The following is a 17,924-nucleotide window of genomic DNA, read 5'->3' on the forward strand; positions in this document are numbered from 1 at the left end:
ATCCCGGCTTTTTCCCTCCAGAAGGTTCAGCATTTTTTCAGCTTCGGCATGGGAGAAGAAGCGCAGCCGCCGGTTCTCAACCTTGGGCCTGCTGTTTCTGGGCATGATGCTGACAGGATTAGGCCCGGCATGATACCCTGACCGCATGGCGTGGTTGATGACAATGCGGACAAAGGCAAGCGCAAGCTGAATCGTTCGCGGTGCCCTGCCTGCCGCGTCCATGCTGCGGGTTATCCTCTTCAGCTCATCCTCGCCTATCTGGACAAGCGGAATATCGCCGATGTTCGGCAGAATGGAATTTTTATGAACGCTTGTCTCATCCCGGACAGCGGTTCTGCTTTTATCCTGCTCAATCTCCGGCAGATAGTGTTCTGTGAAATATTGGCGGTAGGTTATGGCTCTGCGCTCCCGCTCAACTTTCTGGGCAGCAGCTTCCTGCTCGGCTTTTCTTTTGGCTTCCCGTTTCTCAGAAAGCCTTGTCTCTCCTTGTCCCGTCTTGGCGGCCTGCTTCAGCTCCGCCAGCTTCAAAGCTGCCTTCTCAGCCGTCCAGCCTTCGCTTGCCCAGCCCAGCCCCTCTTCTTTCCGCTTGCCGTCCGCCTGATAGCGGATTAAAAAGTAGCGGTCGGGCTTGATGCCGTGCTTGCGGGCGGCGTGTTCCCTTGTGCGCACCCCCGGAAATTTCGTGCTCTGATATTGCGACATGACTTTCTTGCCCCCATCCTGCCCCCACTTTTTGCGTTATGACAGGTGGGGGCAGGTGATTTCTGATGAACAGAGAATAGCAGGCAACATGCTGAAAGTCAATATGTTCAACGGTGGGAAATGAAGAAAAATGAAAGCCGGTGAAAGGCGTTTTGATCGGACTTCGAATCCGAGGGCCGGGGGTTCGAATCCCTCCGGGCGCGCCACGCACTGCTCTTCAGTTTTCCATCCTTCCATCGTAACAACTCATTGCGCTGACGGCAATAAAGACCGCCGATCAAGCTGCTTCTTGACAAAAGCTGCGGCGGCACGTAGGATGCACAGGACTGGCTGCCGCCCCGCGCAGCGGACTCAAGACAGCCGCGCCGCAGGGACTGCGCCGAACTCAACAGCGAGGACGTGATGATGAAAGGCAAAGGCAAACTGCCCGGCTGGCTGCTGGCCGCCGGAATCCTGCTGGCATCGGCTGCTGCGGACACCGCGTCCGCAGCTCCGGGCTGCGGCGTGTATTCCTCATCGCCGGGAGGCGCCGTTGGCCGCCGGTATCAAAGCTGCGAGGACTGCCTGAGCCGCCACCGCCGTTGCGAGGAACGCTGCGTCGAGACCGGCCATGTCTGCACAGCCTCCGGCTACGGGCGGCATGGCCGGATGAACAGGGTGGAAGGCGATGCTGCCGACCGTGAGCGCGGCGCACGGAGAAATGCTCTGGAACGGTGCAGAGAGCAGGGGCTGCGTGACTGCGCTGTTGAACGCTGCGCGGAAGAGCGGCGGCGGGAGCGGACGCAGCCCTGCCGCTCAAACGGGACAGGCCGGTCCGGCATCGGCTGGAACCGTCCGCAGCCTGATCCTCCGGCAGTCGTTCCGTCTGCTCCGTTTCAGCCGCCCCCCCGACCGCAGCGGCCTTACGTGGTTTCGTGGCAGCACGTCAAGGAGCAGTGCATGAGCCAGCCTTACCACAAGATCGCCGAGCAGTGCGGCAACCGCGTGCCGTTCTGGCAGGGCATCCGCTGCCAGGTGACGTGGAGCGACGGCAGAACTGAGAACATCGGCGGCAAGGTGGATCTGGCCGACCCCTATGGCCGGAGATACTGCACCCGCGACAGCAGGCCCGCCAGCTTCAACTGCGTCAGCCGCTGCGACAGCACGCCCGGCCCGCTGATGCGGCTGCCGAGGCCGTAATCTTCCTGCATCATCAAACCAGCGGCAGCGGCGCATCCGCCCTGCCGCTTTTCTATTGCCTTCAGATTGATAATGGACAAACTGCGCATACACGGAGGCCGTCCGCTCAACGGCAGCATCGCGGTCAGCGGGGCCAAGAACGCGGCCCTGCCTTTGCTGGCGGCCACTCTGCTGGCTCCCGGAACCCACACCCTGCGCAATGTGCCCGACCTGCGCGACACCCGCACCATGCTCAAACTGCTCCAGATCATGGGCGCGGCGTGGGAGCGGGACGGCGGCACCGTGCGGGTGGACAGCTCCCGGCTCACCGGCGCGGAGGCCCCGTATGACTTGGTCAAGACCATGCGGGCCTCGGTGCTGGTGCTGGGGCCGCTGCTGGCGCGGGCCGGGCAGGCCCGTGTCTCCCTGCCGGGCGGCTGCGCCATTGGAGCGCGGCCTATTGACTACCACCTCAAGGGCTTCGAGGCCCTGGGCGTGGTGACAGAGATGGCGGGCGGCTACGTTGAAGCCCGCGTGCAGGGCGAGCTGCGCGGCGGCACCATCTGCTTTGACATCCCCTCCGTCACCGCGACTGAGAACGTGCTGATGGCCGCAGCGCGGGCCAAGGGCAAGACCGTGATTCAGAACGCGGCCAAGGAGCCTGAGGTCGGCAACCTGATTGACATGCTGGAAGCGATGGGGGTGCGGATCGAGGGCAAGGACAGCGACTGCCTGACCGTGACTGGAGCGGCGGAGCTGCGTCCGGCTGAGATCAGCATTATCCCCGACCGGATCGAGGCGGGCACCTACCTGATCGCCGCCGGAGCCGCAGGCGGCAGCTTGGAGGTGACGAACTGCGATCCCTCGCATCTCACTGCCCTGATCGAGAAGCTGCGCGCCGCCGGAATGCAGATTGAGACCCAGGCCGACCGCTGCACAGCCTTCTGTCCCGTGAACAGTGAGGGCCAGCCCTGTCCGCTGCGGGCGGTGAACATCACCACCATGCCCTATCCCGGCTTCCCCACCGACCTGCAAGCCCAGTTCATGGCCCTGATGAGCCGGAGCAGCGGCGTGTCGATCATCCACGAGACCATCTTTGAGAACCGCTTCATGCACGTGGCCGAGCTGCGCCGCTTGGGCGCGGAAATCGCCATTGACGGCGGCAGCGCGGTGGTCACGGGCATTCCGCATGAACGGTTGGTCGGCGCTCCGGTGATGGCCACTGACCTGCGGGCCTCGGCCTCCTTGGTCGTGGCCGGACTGGCCGCCTCCGGCACGACTGAGATTTCCCGCATCTACCACCTTGAGCGCGGCTACGAAAGGATGGCCGAGAAGCTGCGCAAGGTCGGCGCGGCGATTGAGCAGGTGCCGGAGGACTGATCTTGCCTCAGTCTGCATCAGTTTTTTTGCCCTTGTCCGCCGATCGGGGAGGATGTTTGGGCGAATGCAACACCCCTGCCATTTTTTGCCAATGAACCTCCTCAACCGCTATATTCTCAAGCAGTTCGCCAAGAACATCCTGCTGCTGGTTCTCAGCTTCATCGCGATTTACATTCTGATCGATTTTTTTGAAAAGATCGACAACTTCATGGAGAAGGGCAAGCCAATGGCCCTGGTGGGGAAGTTTTTCCTGCTCTCCATTCCCTTTGTCGTCGAGCAGATGGGGCCGGTCTGCATTCTCCTTGCCGGTGTGGTGACGCTCGGCGTGCTCAATCATTCCAACGAGCTGACCGCGCTCAAGGCGGGCGGCGTGTCGCTGCGCAAGATCGTGACCCCGGTCATCGCCGCAGGCATCGCCGCAACTTTGCTGCTGCTCACGCTGTCGCAGTTTGTTCTGCCGAAAACAGCGGCCCAGACCACTCAAATCTGGTACCGCGAGGTCAAGGGACAGATGCCGCTCGGCATCTACCGCAGCGGCCGCTATTATTATCAGGGCGACAGCAATTTTTATTCATTCGCCCGCCCTGATCCGAAAAAGACTGAATATTCCTTTTTCTCCTATGCCTCGTGGAACAAGGACTACGAGCTGCAAACCTTGATCGCGGCAGGCCATGCGGTCTGGGAAAAGGGAACTTGGCTGCTCTACAACGGCCAAGTGCAGACCGCGCTGGGCGGCGGCACGTTCAAGACCGAGATTTTCGGCTGGCGCAGCTTTCCGTTCAAGGAAAAGCCGGCGGATTTCTTCCTTCCGCAGCTCCGCAGCAGCGAGCTGTCCATCCTTGAGCTGTACCGCGAGGCGTTGCGCGGCAAGCAGAGCAAGGAGGAAAAAGCCGCCGCCTGGGCGGAGTTCTACGGGCGCGTTTCGTACATCCTGCTGGGCCTGCCGCTGCTTCTGCTGGGCCTGCCGCTGCTCCTGCTGGTTTATCGGAAATGGGGCCGCGATCTCTCCCTTGCCGTGCCGGTGAGCTGCGGCATGGCCTTCGCCTGCTGGGGCATCTGGGCGATATTGCAGTCCTTGGCCAAGGCGGCGTATCTGAATCCGCTGGCCGCCGCGCTGTCAGTGCATCTGACCGTGGGCGCGCTGGGTCTTCTCCTGCTGATGAAGGAAGATGTGTAAATTTAAATTTTTAGGAGTTTCAAAATGAACATTCCCAAGACGATAGAAGACCTCAAAAAAATCATTGAGATGAAGGTGCCGGAAAGCCTGCATCTTGATTACAAAGCAAGCCCTGCCTTCTCTCCTGAAAAGAAAGATGAGATATGCAAGGATGTATCTGCGTTTGCCAACTCAGATGGTGGAATGCTGATCTACGGAATAAAAGAGGAAAAAGTAAATAAAATTGGTTATCCAGCCAGCATAGACGATGGGGTTGATACAAGTAAATTCGGAAAGGAATGGATTGATCAGATACTTACCTCGAATATAAGACCAGTTCTGTCAGGCGTTGAAATTGCAGAAATAAAGATATCGGAGAACAGGTCTGTTATGGTTATTCATGCGCCAAAAAGCTTTCGTGGGCCGCATCAGGCTCCAGATAAAAAATATTACAAAAGACGTAATGTTGTATCTGAGCCGATGGAGCATTACGAGATAGAGGACGTAAGGAGTCGAAGACGAAAACTCTCTCCTCTTGTTAATTTAGATGTAAAATTAAAAGGAAGATGTCTCTATTTTGTAGTTGAAAATATAGGTGACGAAGTCGCACATAATGTAAAATTTATATTTCCAGATAATTTTTCTTGGCATAAAGGAGAAATGCCGAATGTCCTGAAAAACGGGATTAAATTTTTGCCTCCTTCCAGAAGGATACCATTCTTTACAGGAGTGTTTCACGAAATCATAAATTCTAATTTTGAAAAAGAATTTGATATACTGATACGTTATCAACATCCAGCGATAGACAGTGAAACTATAGAAAGTATTCATGTGAATTTGGACGATTTTTCAGACAGCTCTGTCGAGAATGATCCGCTTGTTGATATTTCTTTGAATGTTAAACAATTAGCAAAAGCAGTTGACGAATTACAGAAGCTTAATACTCATATCCAATATCTTAAAAATATTTCTGGAGCGACAGGGCTTGACTTGTCAGTTACAACACTGAGAAACATAAGTAAGGTTTTGCAAGGAAACACAGACTTTCAACCTTTGAACATAAAAAGCTGTTATTCTTACAGTGCGATTGAAGAAATGTTAGAAGTTGATCAAGAAACAGCTGCGAAGGTTTACCATCATCTTTGCAGGACTCAGCCAAGAACATCTGTTGAGGAAATTCCAGGTATGACCGAAGAGCTTCTTGAAAAGATCAGAAAACGTATCAAATAAACCAAGATTACTTTTTTTCAGTGCAACAGCAGCGTAAAAAAGTAGGCATCGTCGGCGTGCCGCCACTGGAAATCATCCGCCAGCTCAACGAGGCGCAGGCGGTCATCGTTGATCTCGACGAGCCGCAGCTTTTTCTGCCCATAGACCAGAGCGACCAATACCTACCGCGAGTGTACTGCGCCATTCTGCGCACCGTGCTGCTCAACGCCCTCAACCTGCGCCTGGAGCGGATTTATGTGGATGTCGGCCCCGGCAAATGCGACTGCGCCCTGCATGTCGCCGCTGTACTGAAAGATATTCTCAGCATCCCGGTCATCGCCACGCGCAACACCGACACGCAGAGCTTCGGCTTTCCTGTCTGCCAAAGCAGTTTGCCGCTGATTGAGAAAATGCGGCGGATCACCAAGGGCGTGCAAAGCTGCCAGCCTTGGCCGCTGCTGCCGCCCTGCGCGCCGACCGCCGGATTCTGGGGCGTGCCACCGCGCGACTTCTCCATCCTTGCGCCCTTCCCGGACAGCACCCACATCTACGGCTGGACGCGCTGCATGGAAAATAAAACCCCGGCGGATCTGGAGCTGGAATCGTATTGCAATCCTGCGGTGCCGACGGTCTTCTTCGCCCAGTCCTTCTGCGCCAAAAGTGCGTTAGCCAAGCATCTCGCTGCCCGGCATCCCAAGGCACTCTGGGTGGATTGCGATGTCAGCGCAGGTTCCAGCGCACGGGCGAAGATTGAGGCGTTTCTGGAGCTGTCCGGCGTGCTTGGAGGCGACAGTGCTGCTGGCTGATTTCGGCACCTCTTATTGCAAGCTGCTTGACACGGCACAGAACGCAGGGCCGCAGATCATCCCTGCCCGCGAGCTGCCCCGCGATTTTCAGGCGGACATCGGCACTGGCCACAACGCCAAGCGGCGCAGTAAAAGCACAGTCAACGAGCTGACCGCCCTGGCGCGGGGCGGCAGGCGGATGATCGCCGAGCCGGACTTCACGTTGCTCGACTGCGGCAGCCGGGACATCAAGTTTGTCCGCTTCAAGAACGGCGAGATGGCGGACATGGGCTGGAACGCCGAGTGCGGTGCCTCAATGGGCTTCACCATCGAACTGCTTGCCCAGTATTACCGCCTTGATTACGCCGCCGTGCCTGTGCCTGAGAGCGGCTTCTCCGTCACCTGCGGCGTGCTCGGCCTGAGCAGCATCTTTGACGCGGTCGCTGCTGGCAGCTCGGAGCTGGAGGCCGCAGCTAAGTTTGTGCGCGGCATAGCCCGCAATGCCTTCCGCTTTGCGGGTTCGCCGGAGCGGCTGCATCTCTCTGGCGGCTTGTGCGACAATCCGCTCTTCACCGCCTGCTTTCCCTGCGAGATCGTGCCGCTGGGACGCTTTGTTCTGCTGGAGGGCCTGAGGCCGGAAACAACAAAAGCCTGACTCCCCTTAAGGGAAGTCAGGCTTTCTCCGGCAGAGCGGCGGACGTGGATTTAGTCCAGAGCCGGGTCTTCTTCCTTCGGCTCGTTTTTGACGATCTCCAGCAGCTCGACCTCGAACTTCAAGAGGGAGCCGGGCTGGATCACCGGAGCCGCGCCCCGGTCGCCGTAGGCCAGATCCGGCGGAATATACAGCTCATAGGTGCTGCCAACGCCCATCAGCTGCAGGGCCTCGGTCCAGCCGGGAATGACCTGATCCACGCGGAAGCGGGCCGGCTCGTTGCGCTTGTGCGAGCTGTCAAACTCGGAGCCGTCGAGCAATGTGCCGCGATAATGCACTTTGACTGTGTCGGAATTGGTCGGCTTGGGGCCGCCGCCTTCTTTGACAACTTTATACTGAAGGCCGGATTCGGTGGTTTTCACGCCGTCCTTGCCTTTGTTCTCCTCCAGAAATTTCCGGGCCGCCTCTTTGTTGGCATTCAGCAGGGCCATGAACTTCTCCTGCTGCCGCTTGCCGAAATTCTGCTGCGCCTGCGCCGCCTCCTCAGCGGTCATCAGGGTCGCGGCGCCGGGGGTGTAGGCATCGGTCATGCCCTGCTGAATGATGGTCAGATCAAACTTCTCGCCCAGCCCTTTCAGATAGGAGCCGAAATCCATGCCCAGCGCGTAGCTGAAGCGCTGGTCGTCGTTCTCCAGCTTCATCTCCGCCGCCGCCGCTCCCGCCGTCAGCATCAGGCCCAATACCGCACACGCAGCCAGCTTCTTCATACAGTTCCTTCTCCTCGTTGACGTTCCGAACTCTGTCTTGCGCCGCCCGCAGCCAGCGCGGCGGCAGATGAACTTGCCTTCGATTGTACCTGATGCGGCGGCAAAAAAAAAAGTTTTTTCGCCGCCGCCCCGTTTTTCGTTCAGGCAAAGCAGAGGCCGCATTCAGGGCAGTCGTTCCGGGAGGTGGGAAATGTGCAGCCGCAGGCGGGGCAGAGGGCGGAATCCGCCGCCGCGTCAAAAACCGCGTCAGCAGCGGCAAGGTCACGCTCATGCAGGCCAGTGGCGCGGAGATGCTCGCGGGCGAGAACAGCCTGCGCCGCCTCCAAATCGGCCTTTCTGATCTGAATCAGCAGATTGGGACCGCCGCAGCCGCCGCTGCCGCAGGAGCTGGCCTCTCCGGCGGCCAAGGAGGGAATGCCGGCCCGCTTCAGCACAGCCTGCGTCGTCTGCATCTGCACGACCGGCCCTTTCATTATGCTGACCAGCTCGTCGTCAGGCCGGATCGGGCGGCGGCATTCGACGGGCCGCCGCCGCTCCAGCAGCTCGCTGCCTCTGATCAGGTCAACGCCGCAGGCGGCGCAGCGTTCCATTTCCGCCCGGTACTCGTCGCCGCAGCTGGGGCAGTATTTCAAGCCGGGGTCTGTCATTTGACGGCCACCGCCTGCTCCGCTTGAACCGTGACAGAGCCGCTGTCAGCGGGGATGGAGCCGACGGCGGCGAACCAGCCGGCCAAGACCAGCGCGGCCACACCGAGGACATAGCCTGCCAGCATCAGCATGCCGGGATCAAGGGCCTGTTTAGCATCTATTTTGTCAGTTGTTGTCATGATCGTTCTCCATCAGCTTCATCTGGCTTCTTTCTGCCTGAGAGTATTCTGTGCCATGACCATGACTGTTCCGCCGCCGAATCGTGACTTGGCGGAAAAGAAACATGACAAATGATGACAAAAAAACGGCAGGCTGGTGAAAAGAAAATATATCTGGTAGAGTTCTGAGAGTTTCAGCTGAACCAACTTCACTCCTCGGACCGCCGCCATGACCTACCGCATCGCGCTTGTCGAAGACGATCCCCGGCTTCAGGCCAACTACGCCCAAGCACTGCACCGGGAAGGCTATGAGGTCAGCTCCTACAGCAGCCGCAAGGAGGCTGTGGCCGCTTTTGACCGTGCCCTGCCGGATCTGGCCATTTTGGATATCATGCTCGGCGAGGAGATGGAGGGCGGTTTTGACCTCTGCCAGCACCTGCGCTCGCTCTCGCCGGTGATTCCGATCATCTTCCTCACCGCCCGCAATTCGGACGTGGACCGGGTCTCCGGCCTGCGGCTGGGGGCTTGGGATTATCTGACCAAGGACACCACCACCCTCGATTTCCTCCCGGCCCGTATCTCCGCCCTGTTCCGCACCGTCGAGGCCCTGCGCGGCAACAGCGCGAACAACCGGATCATTGAACACGAGGATTTGCGCATCGACGAGGACCGCAAGGAGGTGCATTGGCACGGCCAGCCGGTCAGCCTCACCCTGACTGAGTTCTGGATTCTGCTCTGTCTGGCCCGGCGGCCCGGCCATGTCAAAAATCACGACCAGCTCATGGAGGCGGCCAGCGTCATTGTCACCAACAACGCCATTGCCGCCCATATCCGCCGCATCCGGGACAAGTTCCGCGAAATCGACCCGGATTTCAACGCCATCCGCTCCGAGTACGGCATGGGCTACCGCTGGCAGCCCTGAGCGGCGATGCGTTTTCCCCTCCGCGTCAAGCTGGCCCTGCTTTCCTTGCTGCTGCTCCTTTTCCCCCTGCTGGGCATGCGGCTGAACAGCACCCTCAAAAGCAGCCTGATGGTCAGCCAGAAGGACACCCTCAATTTCACCGCCCAAGCAGTGGCCGCCGCCCTGACCAACCGCAGCGACCTCTTCGACCGCGAGCAGTTCCGCTTCCTCAATCAGAGCCGGGATCTTTATTCCTTCCAGCTCTCCAACGTCATCCGTTTGGACGGCGCATTGGATGACTGGCAGCCGGAGCTGGCTCAGGCTGAAACCTTCGGCGGCCAGCCGCCAGCCGCCTTCAGTTTCCGTCACATGCTCGGCAAGCAGGACAGGCATCTCTACGCCTTTTTTGAAGTGCGGGATGACAAGGTCATTTACCGCAGCCGCAGCTCCCTGCGGCTCGACCGCTCCGACCATCTCCAAATTGTGATTGAGGATCAGCAGCGGCAGCGGCGCTATCTGATCGCCCCGCATGAGCCGGGCTGGGTCAACGGCTTTCTCATGCCTGACAATCCGATTAAATTCCCGGTCAGCGAGCAGCGCATTCAAGGCGCGTGGAAAGAGACCGGGACAGGCTATGTGCTGGAGCTGCGCATTCCGCTGGAGCTGCTCGGCAGCAAGCTGGCCTTCACTGTCGCCGATGTGGACGACGAGGAGCAGCGCAGCGTCCGCGCCCTGCTCGGCACGGCCAATCTGACTGAGAATCAGGAGCCAGGCTGGCTTTTAAGCACTTCCGAGCCGATCGAGGACATCCTCCGCTCGCTCGACCGGCCCTACGCCCGCATCCGGGTGGTGGATCAGAACCAGCGCATCCGCGCCCAGGTCGGCAGCCTGCGCAAGCCGGAAAGCCTGCCTGCGGACGCGGACCAGTTCGCCCGGCTTGTGCGGCGGAGCAGCGAGCTGCTTCAGCCGCTCTTCCGGCTCTTCACCGCCTCGTTCAGCGCCGAGATCGAAGAGCAGGCCTCGCAGCCTGCGGAGCTGGATCAGCAGGGGATCAAGGAGGGGCTGGCGGGCAGGCATTCCATCAACAGCTATCTGATGCAGGACGGCGGCGCCGAGGTGCTGACGGTCATCACCCCGCTGCATGACGGGGAAAAAGTCATCGCCGCCGTGGTGGTGGAGCAGACGACCAACTCCATCCTCGCCTTCAGCAACCGGATGATCGAGGAGACCATCACCCTCTCGGTGCTGGCCTTCCTGCTCGGCGGCGGCGTTTTCTTTCTTTTCGCCTACCAGCTTTCAGGCCGGATCCGGCGGCTGCGCGACCAAGCCGCCTCGGCCATCACTCCGGACGGCCACATCCGCAGCGGCATCAAGGCGGGCCGGGCGCGGGATGAGATCGGCGATCTGGGGAGGACGCTGGATGCCATGCTGGAGCAGCTCCGCCAGCAGATCGAGCACCGCGAGCAGATGGCCAACAATCTGGAGCATGAGATGCGCACGCCGCTGGCCGGCGTGGCCGCCTCACTGAAGAACCTCAAGCAGGAGCAGCTCCGTCAGCAGGAAACTCCGCCCTCCAAACAGGTCATGGAGTACATCCGCTGGGCCGAGCGCGACGTGGAGCGGCTGGAGGGCCTGCTCACCTCAATCCGCGAGGCGGCCAGCCTCAAAAACGCCCTGCTTTTGGACAGCAAGGAGCAGCTGGACTTGGGCCGGGCGCTCTCAATGTGGCTGGAGCACGGCTGGCGGCTGGCCTTTGCCGGGGTGGATTTTGTCTGGCAGCCGCCGGAGGAGGAGATGCTGGTGGAGGGCGACCCAGTGCGTCTGCGCCAAGCTTTGGAAAAGCTGGTGGAAAATGCGGTCTCCTTCCATGCGCCGGACACGCCGGTTGAGCTGCGGCTGGAGCGGCAGGCGGAAACTGTCGCTGTGCAGGTGATCAATCAGGGGCCGACTATTGAGCCGGGCCTCCAGCAGCAGATTTTCAACTCCATGACCTCGCACCGGCCCCTCAAGGATGACCGCCCGCACATGGGGCTGGGGCTGTACATCGTCCGCACCATCATGGAGCACCATGGCGGCAAGGTCAGCGTCCGCAACTTGGATGACGGCAGGAGCGGCGTGGTTTTCGCCATCAGCCTGCCCGCTGCTGCCGCAGTGGCCTGATCAGGCCGCCTCCTGCCGCTTTCCTCCAAACCACTCCGAGATCACCACAAAGAAGAGCGGGATGAAAACGAGGTCAATGAAGGTGGCCGAAAGCATTCCTCCGCAGACCGCCGTGCCAAGGGCATTCATCGCTCCTGCGCCCGCGCCGCTGGCAACTGCCAAGGGCAGCACGCCGAAGAAAAAGGCCAGCGAGGTCATCATGACCGGACGGAAACGGACTCTGACCGCGTCCAAGGTGGCTGCCAGCAGCGGCTCGCCGCGCTCCATCCGCTCCTTGATGAACTGGATGATCAAAATGGCGTTTTTGGTCGAAAGGCCCATCGTGGTCAGGAAGCCGATCTGGAAATAAACATCGTTGGGCATTCCTCGCCATGAGCTGGCGACGATGGCTCCAAACACGCCCAGCGGCAGCATGAGCAGGTTGACGAAGGGAATCGTCCAGCTCTCGTAGAGCGCGGCCACGCAGAGGAAGATGACGAAGATGGAGAAGGCGTAGAGCAGCGGCCCCTGCTTGGTCGCCATCCGCTCCTGATAGGAGAGGCCGCTCCAGTCAAAGCCGATGCCCTGCGGCAGCTTGGCGGTCAGCTCCTCCATCGCCGCCATCGCCTCGCCGGTGCTGTGGCCCGGCGCAGGCTGCCCCTGAATGTTCATCGCGGGGAAGGCGTTGTAGCGCTCCAGCTTGGGCGATCCAAGACTCCAGCGGCCTGCGGCGAAGGCGGCGAAGGGCACCATTTTTCCTTCCTTGTTGCGGACGTAGAGCCGCTCCAAGTCCTCCGGCAGGCGGCGGTAGGGCGCGTCGGCCTGCACGTACACCTTCTTCACCCGGCCTCCCTGAATGAAGTCGTTGACATACGAGCTGCCGAAGGCTGTGGCCAAGGTGCTGTGGATCGAGCCGAGCGGCACGCCGAGCGCGCCCGCCTTGTCCCAGTCCACGTCCACCCGGTATTCCGGGGTGTTGTCCATGCCGTTGGGCCGCACGCCCATCAGGCGGGGATCCTGCGCCGCCATGCCGAGGAGCTGGTTGCGGGCAGCGGTCAGAGCCTCATTGCCAAGGCCGCCCCGGTCTTGGAGTTGGAAGTCAAAACCGTTGGCCATGCCCAGTTCCATCACCGGCGGCGGCGGGAAAGCGAATATCTTCGCCTCCTTGATCTGCGAAAACGCCTGCATCGCCCGGCCAGCCACCGCCTTGACCTTGAGGCCGGGCCGCTGCCGCTCCTCCCAGTCCTTGAGCTTGACAAAGCTCATGGCCAAGTTCTGGCCTTGGCCGCCGAAGTTGCGGCCGGAGATGGTCATCACGTTCTGCACCGCCTCCTTCTCGTTGATCAAAAAATGATCGCGCACCTTGGCGATGACCGCCTCGGACTGCTCCAAGGTTGAGCCGGCGGGCAGCATGACCTGCACCAGCAGCAGGCCCTGATCCTCGTCCGGGATGTAGGAGGTGGGCATCCGCTGGAGCAGAATGAACACTGCCGCGATGATGACCGCGTAAAGAATGAAGAAGATGAACTTCGCCCGCAGCGAGAAGGCGACAAAGCGCACGTAGAGGCCCCGGAGCAGGTTGAAGCAGTACTCGAAGATGGTGAAGAAGGGGCGCATGAAGAAGATCGCGCTTTCTGAGGGCGAATGCCCGGCCTTGACTGGCTTGAGGAAGGAGGCGCAGAGCACCGGGGTGAGGATCAGGGCCACGACCACGGAAAGCAGCATTGAGGAGATGACCGTCACCGAGAACTGGCGGTAGAGCACGCCGGTCGAGCCGGGGAAAAACGCCATCGGCCCGAAGACCGCCGAAAGCACCAGACCGATGCCGATCAGCGCGCTGGTGATCTCGTCCATGGACTTGGCCGTGGCCTCCTTGGGCGGAAGCCCTTCCTCGCTCATGATCCGCTCGACGTTCTCGACCACGACGATCGCGTCGTCCACCAGCAGGCCGATGGCGAGTATCATCGCGAACATGGTCAGCATGTTGACCGAGTAGCCGGAAAAGCCGAGCACGGCGAAGGTGCCGAGCAGCACCACCGGCACCGCAATGGTCGGGATGATGGTGGCGCGGATGTTGCCCATGAAGACGTACATGATGATGAAGACCAGAAAGACCGCCTCGAAGAGGGTCTTCTTTACCTCATAGATCGCCACCCTGGTGAAGGGCGTGGTGTCGTAGGGATAGATCACCTTCACGCCCGGCGGGAAGAATGCGCTCAGCTCCTCCAGCTTGGCCTTGACCGCGTCCGCCGTGGCTAAGGCGTTGGCACCTGCGGCCTGCCGCACCGCCATGCCTGCGGCGGGACGGCCCTTGCTGCGCACCACTGAGTCGCTGCGCTCAATGGCCAGCTCGGTGCGGGCCACGTCCTTGATCCGCACTGTGGAGCCGTCCCGGTTGATGCGGATGGGAATCTCAGCGAACTCCTCCGGCGTTTGCAGCATGTGCTGCACGACAATCGGCGCGTTGAGCCGCTGGCCCGGCTCCGCAGGCATTCCGCCGAGCTGGCCTGCCGAGACCTCGACGTTGTAGGCGCGCAGGGCGGCGGCCACGTCCTCAAAGGTCAGGCTGTAGCTGGTCAGCTTGTCCGGGCTGACCCAGATGCGCATCGCGTACTGCGAGCCAAAGGCCTGCACCTCGCCCACGCCCTGCACGCGGGCAAGGACTTTCTCCAGATTGGACTGGGCGTAATCTTGAAGATCGTTGTTGTCCAAGCTTCCGTCTTCAGAAATCAGGGCGGCGATGAGCAGGTAGTTGCGGGTGGACTTGCTCACCTGAAGCCCGGCCCGCTGCACCACGTCCGGCAGGCTGGCGAGCGCGAGCTGGAGCTTGTTCTGCACCTTGGCCCAGGCCAGATCAGGATCGGTGCCTGCGGCGAACGTCAGCTCGACCCGCGCCGCGCCGGAGGACGAGCTGGTGCCGGAGATGTAGAGCATGTCGTCCAGGCCGGTCATTTTCTGCTCGATGATCTGCGTCACCGTGTTCTCAACGGTCTCCGCCGACGCGCCGGGGAAGAAGGCATCAATGGCTATGGCGGGCGGCGCGATGGGCGGGTACTGCGCCACTGGCATCTGGTAGATCGCCAGCCCGCCCACGGCCATGATGATGATGGCGATGACCCAGGCAAACACGGGCCGGTCGAGAAAGAATTTTGAGAGCATCAGATATCCTTGTGATTGGTCTGGAGCAGATTAGTTCTCAAGCCTCATAACTTTTGGGACGCATTGCTGCGAACAGCTTCAATGGCTGGCTTCACCCAACGAACAGAACGCCGGGAGGTGAACCAACCAAGCCACACGGAGAAGATAAAAATTGGCAGAAGGTATATGACGAGACCCATCGAGGCATCAATTTTGTAATAAAGCGGCGTGATGCTGCGGCCAGAAATCCTGTACCTCAAACGCATCTTGTACGTATTGTCATGCTGCACCTCAATCACCTGGTGTTCGGCGCTTTCCTCAAGCACCGTGAACCACCGGCCTCCGTAAGGGGATTCTCTGACAGAGAGACGAAACATTTCTGGATGTTCTTTGGCAAGTTCAGGAACATTTATCTCTTCCTCACGCCAATGACGAACTCTGAATGTCGGACTGTCACCTGGACCGACTCTCTCCTCCATCACCACAAGGAAGTTGTCTGGCACGCCTTTGGTAAAATCGGTCTGCGCAGGAAAGAAGATGGCCATAAAAAGATAATTCCCCGCGTTAAAACTCAGCAACATCGTTGCTGTAAAAACAAATATAGCGACAATTTTACCAATCAGCCAAAGAGCTGCTATTTTAATTTTGTTGTTCATTGCTTCTTCCTTCTGCCAGCGGCGAAAAACGGCAGCGAAGGGATGTTCAACTGCTGTTCAGAGCCGCTGAACGGCTCCGCAGGTCTGTTCAACTCATCAATGAATATGAACGACGGATTGTAAGGGCGGTTCGCGAACTGCCCTTACGGGTTCTGCCACGTGCTGATTTCTCAAACCACCCTCGAACACTCCCAAAGCGTCTCTGGCGCAATGTCTATGTTGCCCGGCCAGACCACTGTGCCGTTCTCCACGCTGGCCTTCATAAACAACGGCACGTTCTTCAGCATCAGATACGGCTTGCGCTCCAAGTACGGTGCCATGTCGAAGATGCGCCGCTCGTTGTTCTCAAATGTGAGCAGCAAGCTGCGGTTTTCCTGCGGCGCAACGCTGATCACGTCCAGCAAAAGTTGCATAACGCTGCCTGTTGCCTACTTCTGTTGAGCCGACTGCTGATTCCCCTTCTCCGCCGCTCCGCCGCCTTGCGGCTTCTCCCCGAACGGCACGGCATTGACCGCAGCGCCTGGGCGCAGCATGACCAAGCCTTCGACAATGACCTTGTCGCCGGGCGCAAGCCCCTTGGACACCAGCCACTTGTCCTCCACCGCCCGCTCGATGGTCAGCATCCGCATCTCAACTTTGTTCTCCGCGCCGACAACCAAGGCGAAGGGGTCGCCTTTGGGATTGCGCGACACGCCCTGCTGCGGCACGAGCAGGGCCTGCTCCCGAACGCCTTCCTGGATCACGGTGCGGACAAACATCCCCGGCAGCAGCTGGCCCTCCGGGTTCGGAAAAACAGCCCTGAGCAGCACCGAGCCGGTGGTCTGGTCCACGGTGACATCGCTGAACTGAAGCACGCCGTCGAGCGGGTACGGCGCGCCGTTCTCCAGCAGCAGGCGGACGCTGCTCCGGCCTGCTGTGTCCGCGCCAAAGCCGCCGCCGCGCAGCTGAAGCAGCTTGGCCGCCGCCTGCGGCATGTCGGCGTAGATGGGGTCAAGCTGCTGCACTGTGGCTAAAGGCGCAGCCTGATAAGCAGTCACAACCGCGCCCTCGGTGACGCTGGAGATGCCGATGCGCCCGGAGATCGGGGCCGTGACTTTGGTGTAGCCCAGATTGATGCGGGCGGTCTTCACCGCAGCCTCAGCCTGCTGCACCGAGGCTTCGGCTGCCGCAATCGCGCTTCTGCTGCTCTCGACCTGCGCTTCTGCGGCGGCCAGAGTGGCTTCGGCGACAGCGACCTCGGTGGCCGCTTGATCGCGCTGCACCGCCGAATTCACCTTGCTCTTGAACAGCTCGGCGGCCCGCTGGCTGTTGCTGCGGGCGAGACTCAGCGTGGCCCGCAGGCGGACAAGATCAGACTGCCCGGCCTTCAGCGCGGCCCGCGCCCGCTCCGCCGCCTTGCGGGAGGCGAGCAGGCTGGCCTCGGCGTTGTCGAGCGCGGCCTGAAACGGGGCGGGATCAATCTGATACAGGGCCTCGCCCGCCTTCACGTCCGCGCCTTCGGTGAACAGCCGCTTCTGAATGATGCCGCTGACCTGAGGCCGGATTTCCGCCGCCCGGTACGGCGAGGTGCGGCCCGGCAGCCCGGCGGTCAGCTCCACCCTCTGCGGCTGCACGACGACAAAGGACACCGAGGGCATGGGCGGCGGCCCGCCTGGCTTGCCTTGGCCGGGCGGGCCGGACTGTCCCTGCTGCTGGCCGCCGCCTTTGAGCCGCATGACCCAAGCTGTCACATCTTCCATCTTGCAGCTGGCAGTCAGCAGACTGCCGGACAGCAGGACAAGCATCATGCTGCGCTGGTATATCGTTTTCATGGTGTCTCCGATTCTGTCGCAGGGGCAAAAAAATTTTCGCCCCTATCTGATTCCATCAGTCCGTGGAAAAAAATATTAAGAATGATGTCCGGTGATTCAGGATAGGAATGCCGCTCCTCCAGCCAATGAAAAAGGAAGGCGTTGCAGAGGCTGTCCAAAGCCAAAGCGAGATGATACGGCTCGGCAGTCTTGCGGAACAGGCCGCTGGCCATGCCTTCAGCGAAGACGGCCTCCAAGCGGCGCAGCGCCAGCTCGCAGCGTTCGCGGATTTCACTGTCCAATCCGGCCTTGATGTTGAAGCTCGCGCCCCGGTGCTCGGCAAAGTACAGGCGGATGCAGGCCGCGTTGTCCATGTAAATTTTGCCTTTGGCCCGCACGTAGCCGCGCAGCCGCTCCACCGGGCCGCCCTCCGCCGTCAGCGCCTCGCTCAGGGCGGCGTGAAAGCGGTCCGCCTGCTCCGAGATCAGAGCCTTGTAAAGGTCTTCTTTGCTTTTGAAAAATTTATACAGGGTGCCGACCGCGAACTCAGCTTTTTCGGCAATCTCCTGCATCGAGACATTATGATAGCCCTTCTCTGAAAACAGCGCGAGGGCGGCGGCGAGCATGTCCTGCCGCTGCCTGATCTTTTCCCTCTCCCGGCGCGGGAGCTTTCGCTCGTTCATGTG

General features: G+C 60.2%; 16 protein-coding genes and 1 pseudogene. 8 read left to right on the forward strand and 9 right to left on the reverse strand.

The genetic code is table 11. The annotated features are described in order from the left end of the window. Positions 1-702: pseudogene (locus ACNKH3_RS04000) on the reverse strand (site-specific integrase); the annotation flags it as partial. Between the two features lie 402 nt (positions 703-1,104). Here ACNKH3_RS04000 and ACNKH3_RS04005 point away from each other — a divergent pair. The 6 genes from ACNKH3_RS04005 to ACNKH3_RS04030 all read left to right on the forward strand — a co-directional run bounded on the left by ACNKH3_RS04005 (position 1,105) and on the right by ACNKH3_RS04030 (position 7,045). Beyond that, entirely contained in the window at positions 1,105-1,881 is a 777-nt protein-coding gene (locus tag ACNKH3_RS04005; RefSeq protein WP_420208333.1) for a hypothetical protein, read from the forward strand. A 72-nt stretch (positions 1,882-1,953) separates the two neighbouring features. Further along, a complete protein-coding gene (murA, locus tag ACNKH3_RS04010) occupies positions 1,954-3,240 on the forward strand; it encodes a UDP-N-acetylglucosamine 1-carboxyvinyltransferase (RefSeq protein WP_417916355.1) in 1,287 nt (428 codons plus the stop codon). 91 nt (positions 3,241-3,331) lie between these two features. Further along, positions 3,332-4,417, forward strand: a complete 1,086-nt coding sequence (locus ACNKH3_RS04015; protein WP_420208334.1) for an LptF/LptG family permease — start codon at positions 3,332-3,334, stop codon at positions 4,415-4,417. A 24-nt stretch (positions 4,418-4,441) separates the two neighbouring features. Continuing rightward, positions 4,442-5,626 (forward strand): helix-turn-helix domain-containing protein, encoded by a 1,185-nt coding sequence (locus ACNKH3_RS04020; protein WP_420208335.1) that lies wholly within the window; start codon positions 4,442-4,444, stop codon positions 5,624-5,626. 20 nt (positions 5,627-5,646) lie between these two features. Further along, on the forward strand, positions 5,647-6,411 hold the full coding sequence (locus ACNKH3_RS04025; protein ID WP_420208336.1) for a hypothetical protein: 765 nt from the start codon (positions 5,647-5,649) through the stop codon (positions 6,409-6,411). Further along, the gene (locus tag ACNKH3_RS04030; protein ID WP_420208337.1) at positions 6,386-7,045 is read left to right on the forward strand and encodes an ATPase; all 660 of its coding nucleotides are present in this window, start codon (positions 6,386-6,388) and stop codon (positions 7,043-7,045) included. Before ACNKH3_RS04025 ends, ACNKH3_RS04030 begins: the two co-directional genes overlap by 26 nt. Before the next feature lie 50 nt (positions 7,046-7,095). Here ACNKH3_RS04030 and ACNKH3_RS04035 read toward each other — a convergent pair whose 3' ends face one another. The 3 genes from ACNKH3_RS04035 to ACNKH3_RS04045 form a co-directional block, all read right to left on the reverse strand. Beyond that, entirely contained in the window at positions 7,096-7,809 is a 714-nt protein-coding gene (locus tag ACNKH3_RS04035) for an FKBP-type peptidyl-prolyl cis-trans isomerase (protein ID WP_420208338.1), read from the reverse strand. 140 nt (positions 7,810-7,949) lie between these two features. Continuing rightward, a complete protein-coding gene (locus tag ACNKH3_RS04040; protein WP_420208339.1) occupies positions 7,950-8,456 on the reverse strand; it encodes a hypothetical protein in 507 nt (168 codons plus the stop codon). Further along, positions 8,453-8,635 carry a hypothetical protein gene (locus tag ACNKH3_RS04045; RefSeq protein WP_420208340.1) on the reverse strand — a complete coding sequence of 61 codons (183 nt, stop codon included), beginning with the start codon at positions 8,633-8,635 and terminating at the stop codon, positions 8,453-8,455. The genes ACNKH3_RS04040 and ACNKH3_RS04045 overlap by 4 nt, the downstream gene beginning before the upstream one ends. A gap of 208 nt (positions 8,636-8,843) precedes the next feature. Between ACNKH3_RS04045 and ACNKH3_RS04050 the strand changes: the two genes are divergently transcribed. Both ACNKH3_RS04050 and ACNKH3_RS04055 read left to right on the forward strand, forming a co-directional pair. Then, positions 8,844-9,536 (forward strand): response regulator, encoded by a 693-nt coding sequence (locus ACNKH3_RS04050; RefSeq protein ID WP_420208341.1) that lies wholly within the window; start codon positions 8,844-8,846, stop codon positions 9,534-9,536. A gap of 6 nt (positions 9,537-9,542) precedes the next feature. Then, complete coding sequence (locus ACNKH3_RS04055; RefSeq protein WP_420208342.1) at positions 9,543-11,675, forward strand: ATP-binding protein; 2,133 nt, start codon at positions 9,543-9,545, stop codon at positions 11,673-11,675. Here ACNKH3_RS04055 and ACNKH3_RS04060 read toward each other — a convergent pair whose 3' ends face one another. From ACNKH3_RS04060 to ACNKH3_RS04080, 5 genes are all read right to left on the reverse strand, one after another. After that, the gene (locus ACNKH3_RS04060; protein ID WP_420208343.1) at positions 11,676-14,813 is read right to left on the reverse strand and encodes an efflux RND transporter permease subunit; all 3,138 of its coding nucleotides are present in this window, start codon (positions 14,811-14,813) and stop codon (positions 11,676-11,678) included. A gap of 44 nt (positions 14,814-14,857) precedes the next feature. Next, a complete protein-coding gene (locus tag ACNKH3_RS04065; protein WP_420208344.1) occupies positions 14,858-15,448 on the reverse strand; it encodes a hypothetical protein in 591 nt (196 codons plus the stop codon). A 170-nt stretch (positions 15,449-15,618) separates the two neighbouring features. Further along, positions 15,619-15,861 (reverse strand): DUF2442 domain-containing protein, encoded by a 243-nt coding sequence (locus ACNKH3_RS04070; RefSeq protein ID WP_420208345.1) that lies wholly within the window; start codon positions 15,859-15,861, stop codon positions 15,619-15,621. A 15-nt stretch (positions 15,862-15,876) separates the two neighbouring features. After that, positions 15,877-17,259, reverse strand: coding sequence for an efflux RND transporter periplasmic adaptor subunit (locus ACNKH3_RS04075; RefSeq protein ID WP_420208346.1), 1,383 nt, complete (start codon positions 17,257-17,259; stop codon positions 15,877-15,879). After that, positions 17,256-17,921 (reverse strand): TetR/AcrR family transcriptional regulator, encoded by a 666-nt coding sequence (locus tag ACNKH3_RS04080; protein ID WP_417915816.1) that lies wholly within the window; start codon positions 17,919-17,921, stop codon positions 17,256-17,258. The genes ACNKH3_RS04075 and ACNKH3_RS04080 overlap by 4 nt, the downstream gene beginning before the upstream one ends. Positions 17,922-17,924: the final 3 nt, after the last annotated feature.

It is taken from the genome of Candidatus Electronema sp. JC (genome assembly GCF_048287365.2).
Classification (GTDB): Bacteria; Desulfobacterota; Desulfobulbia; order Desulfobulbales; family Desulfobulbaceae; genus Electronema.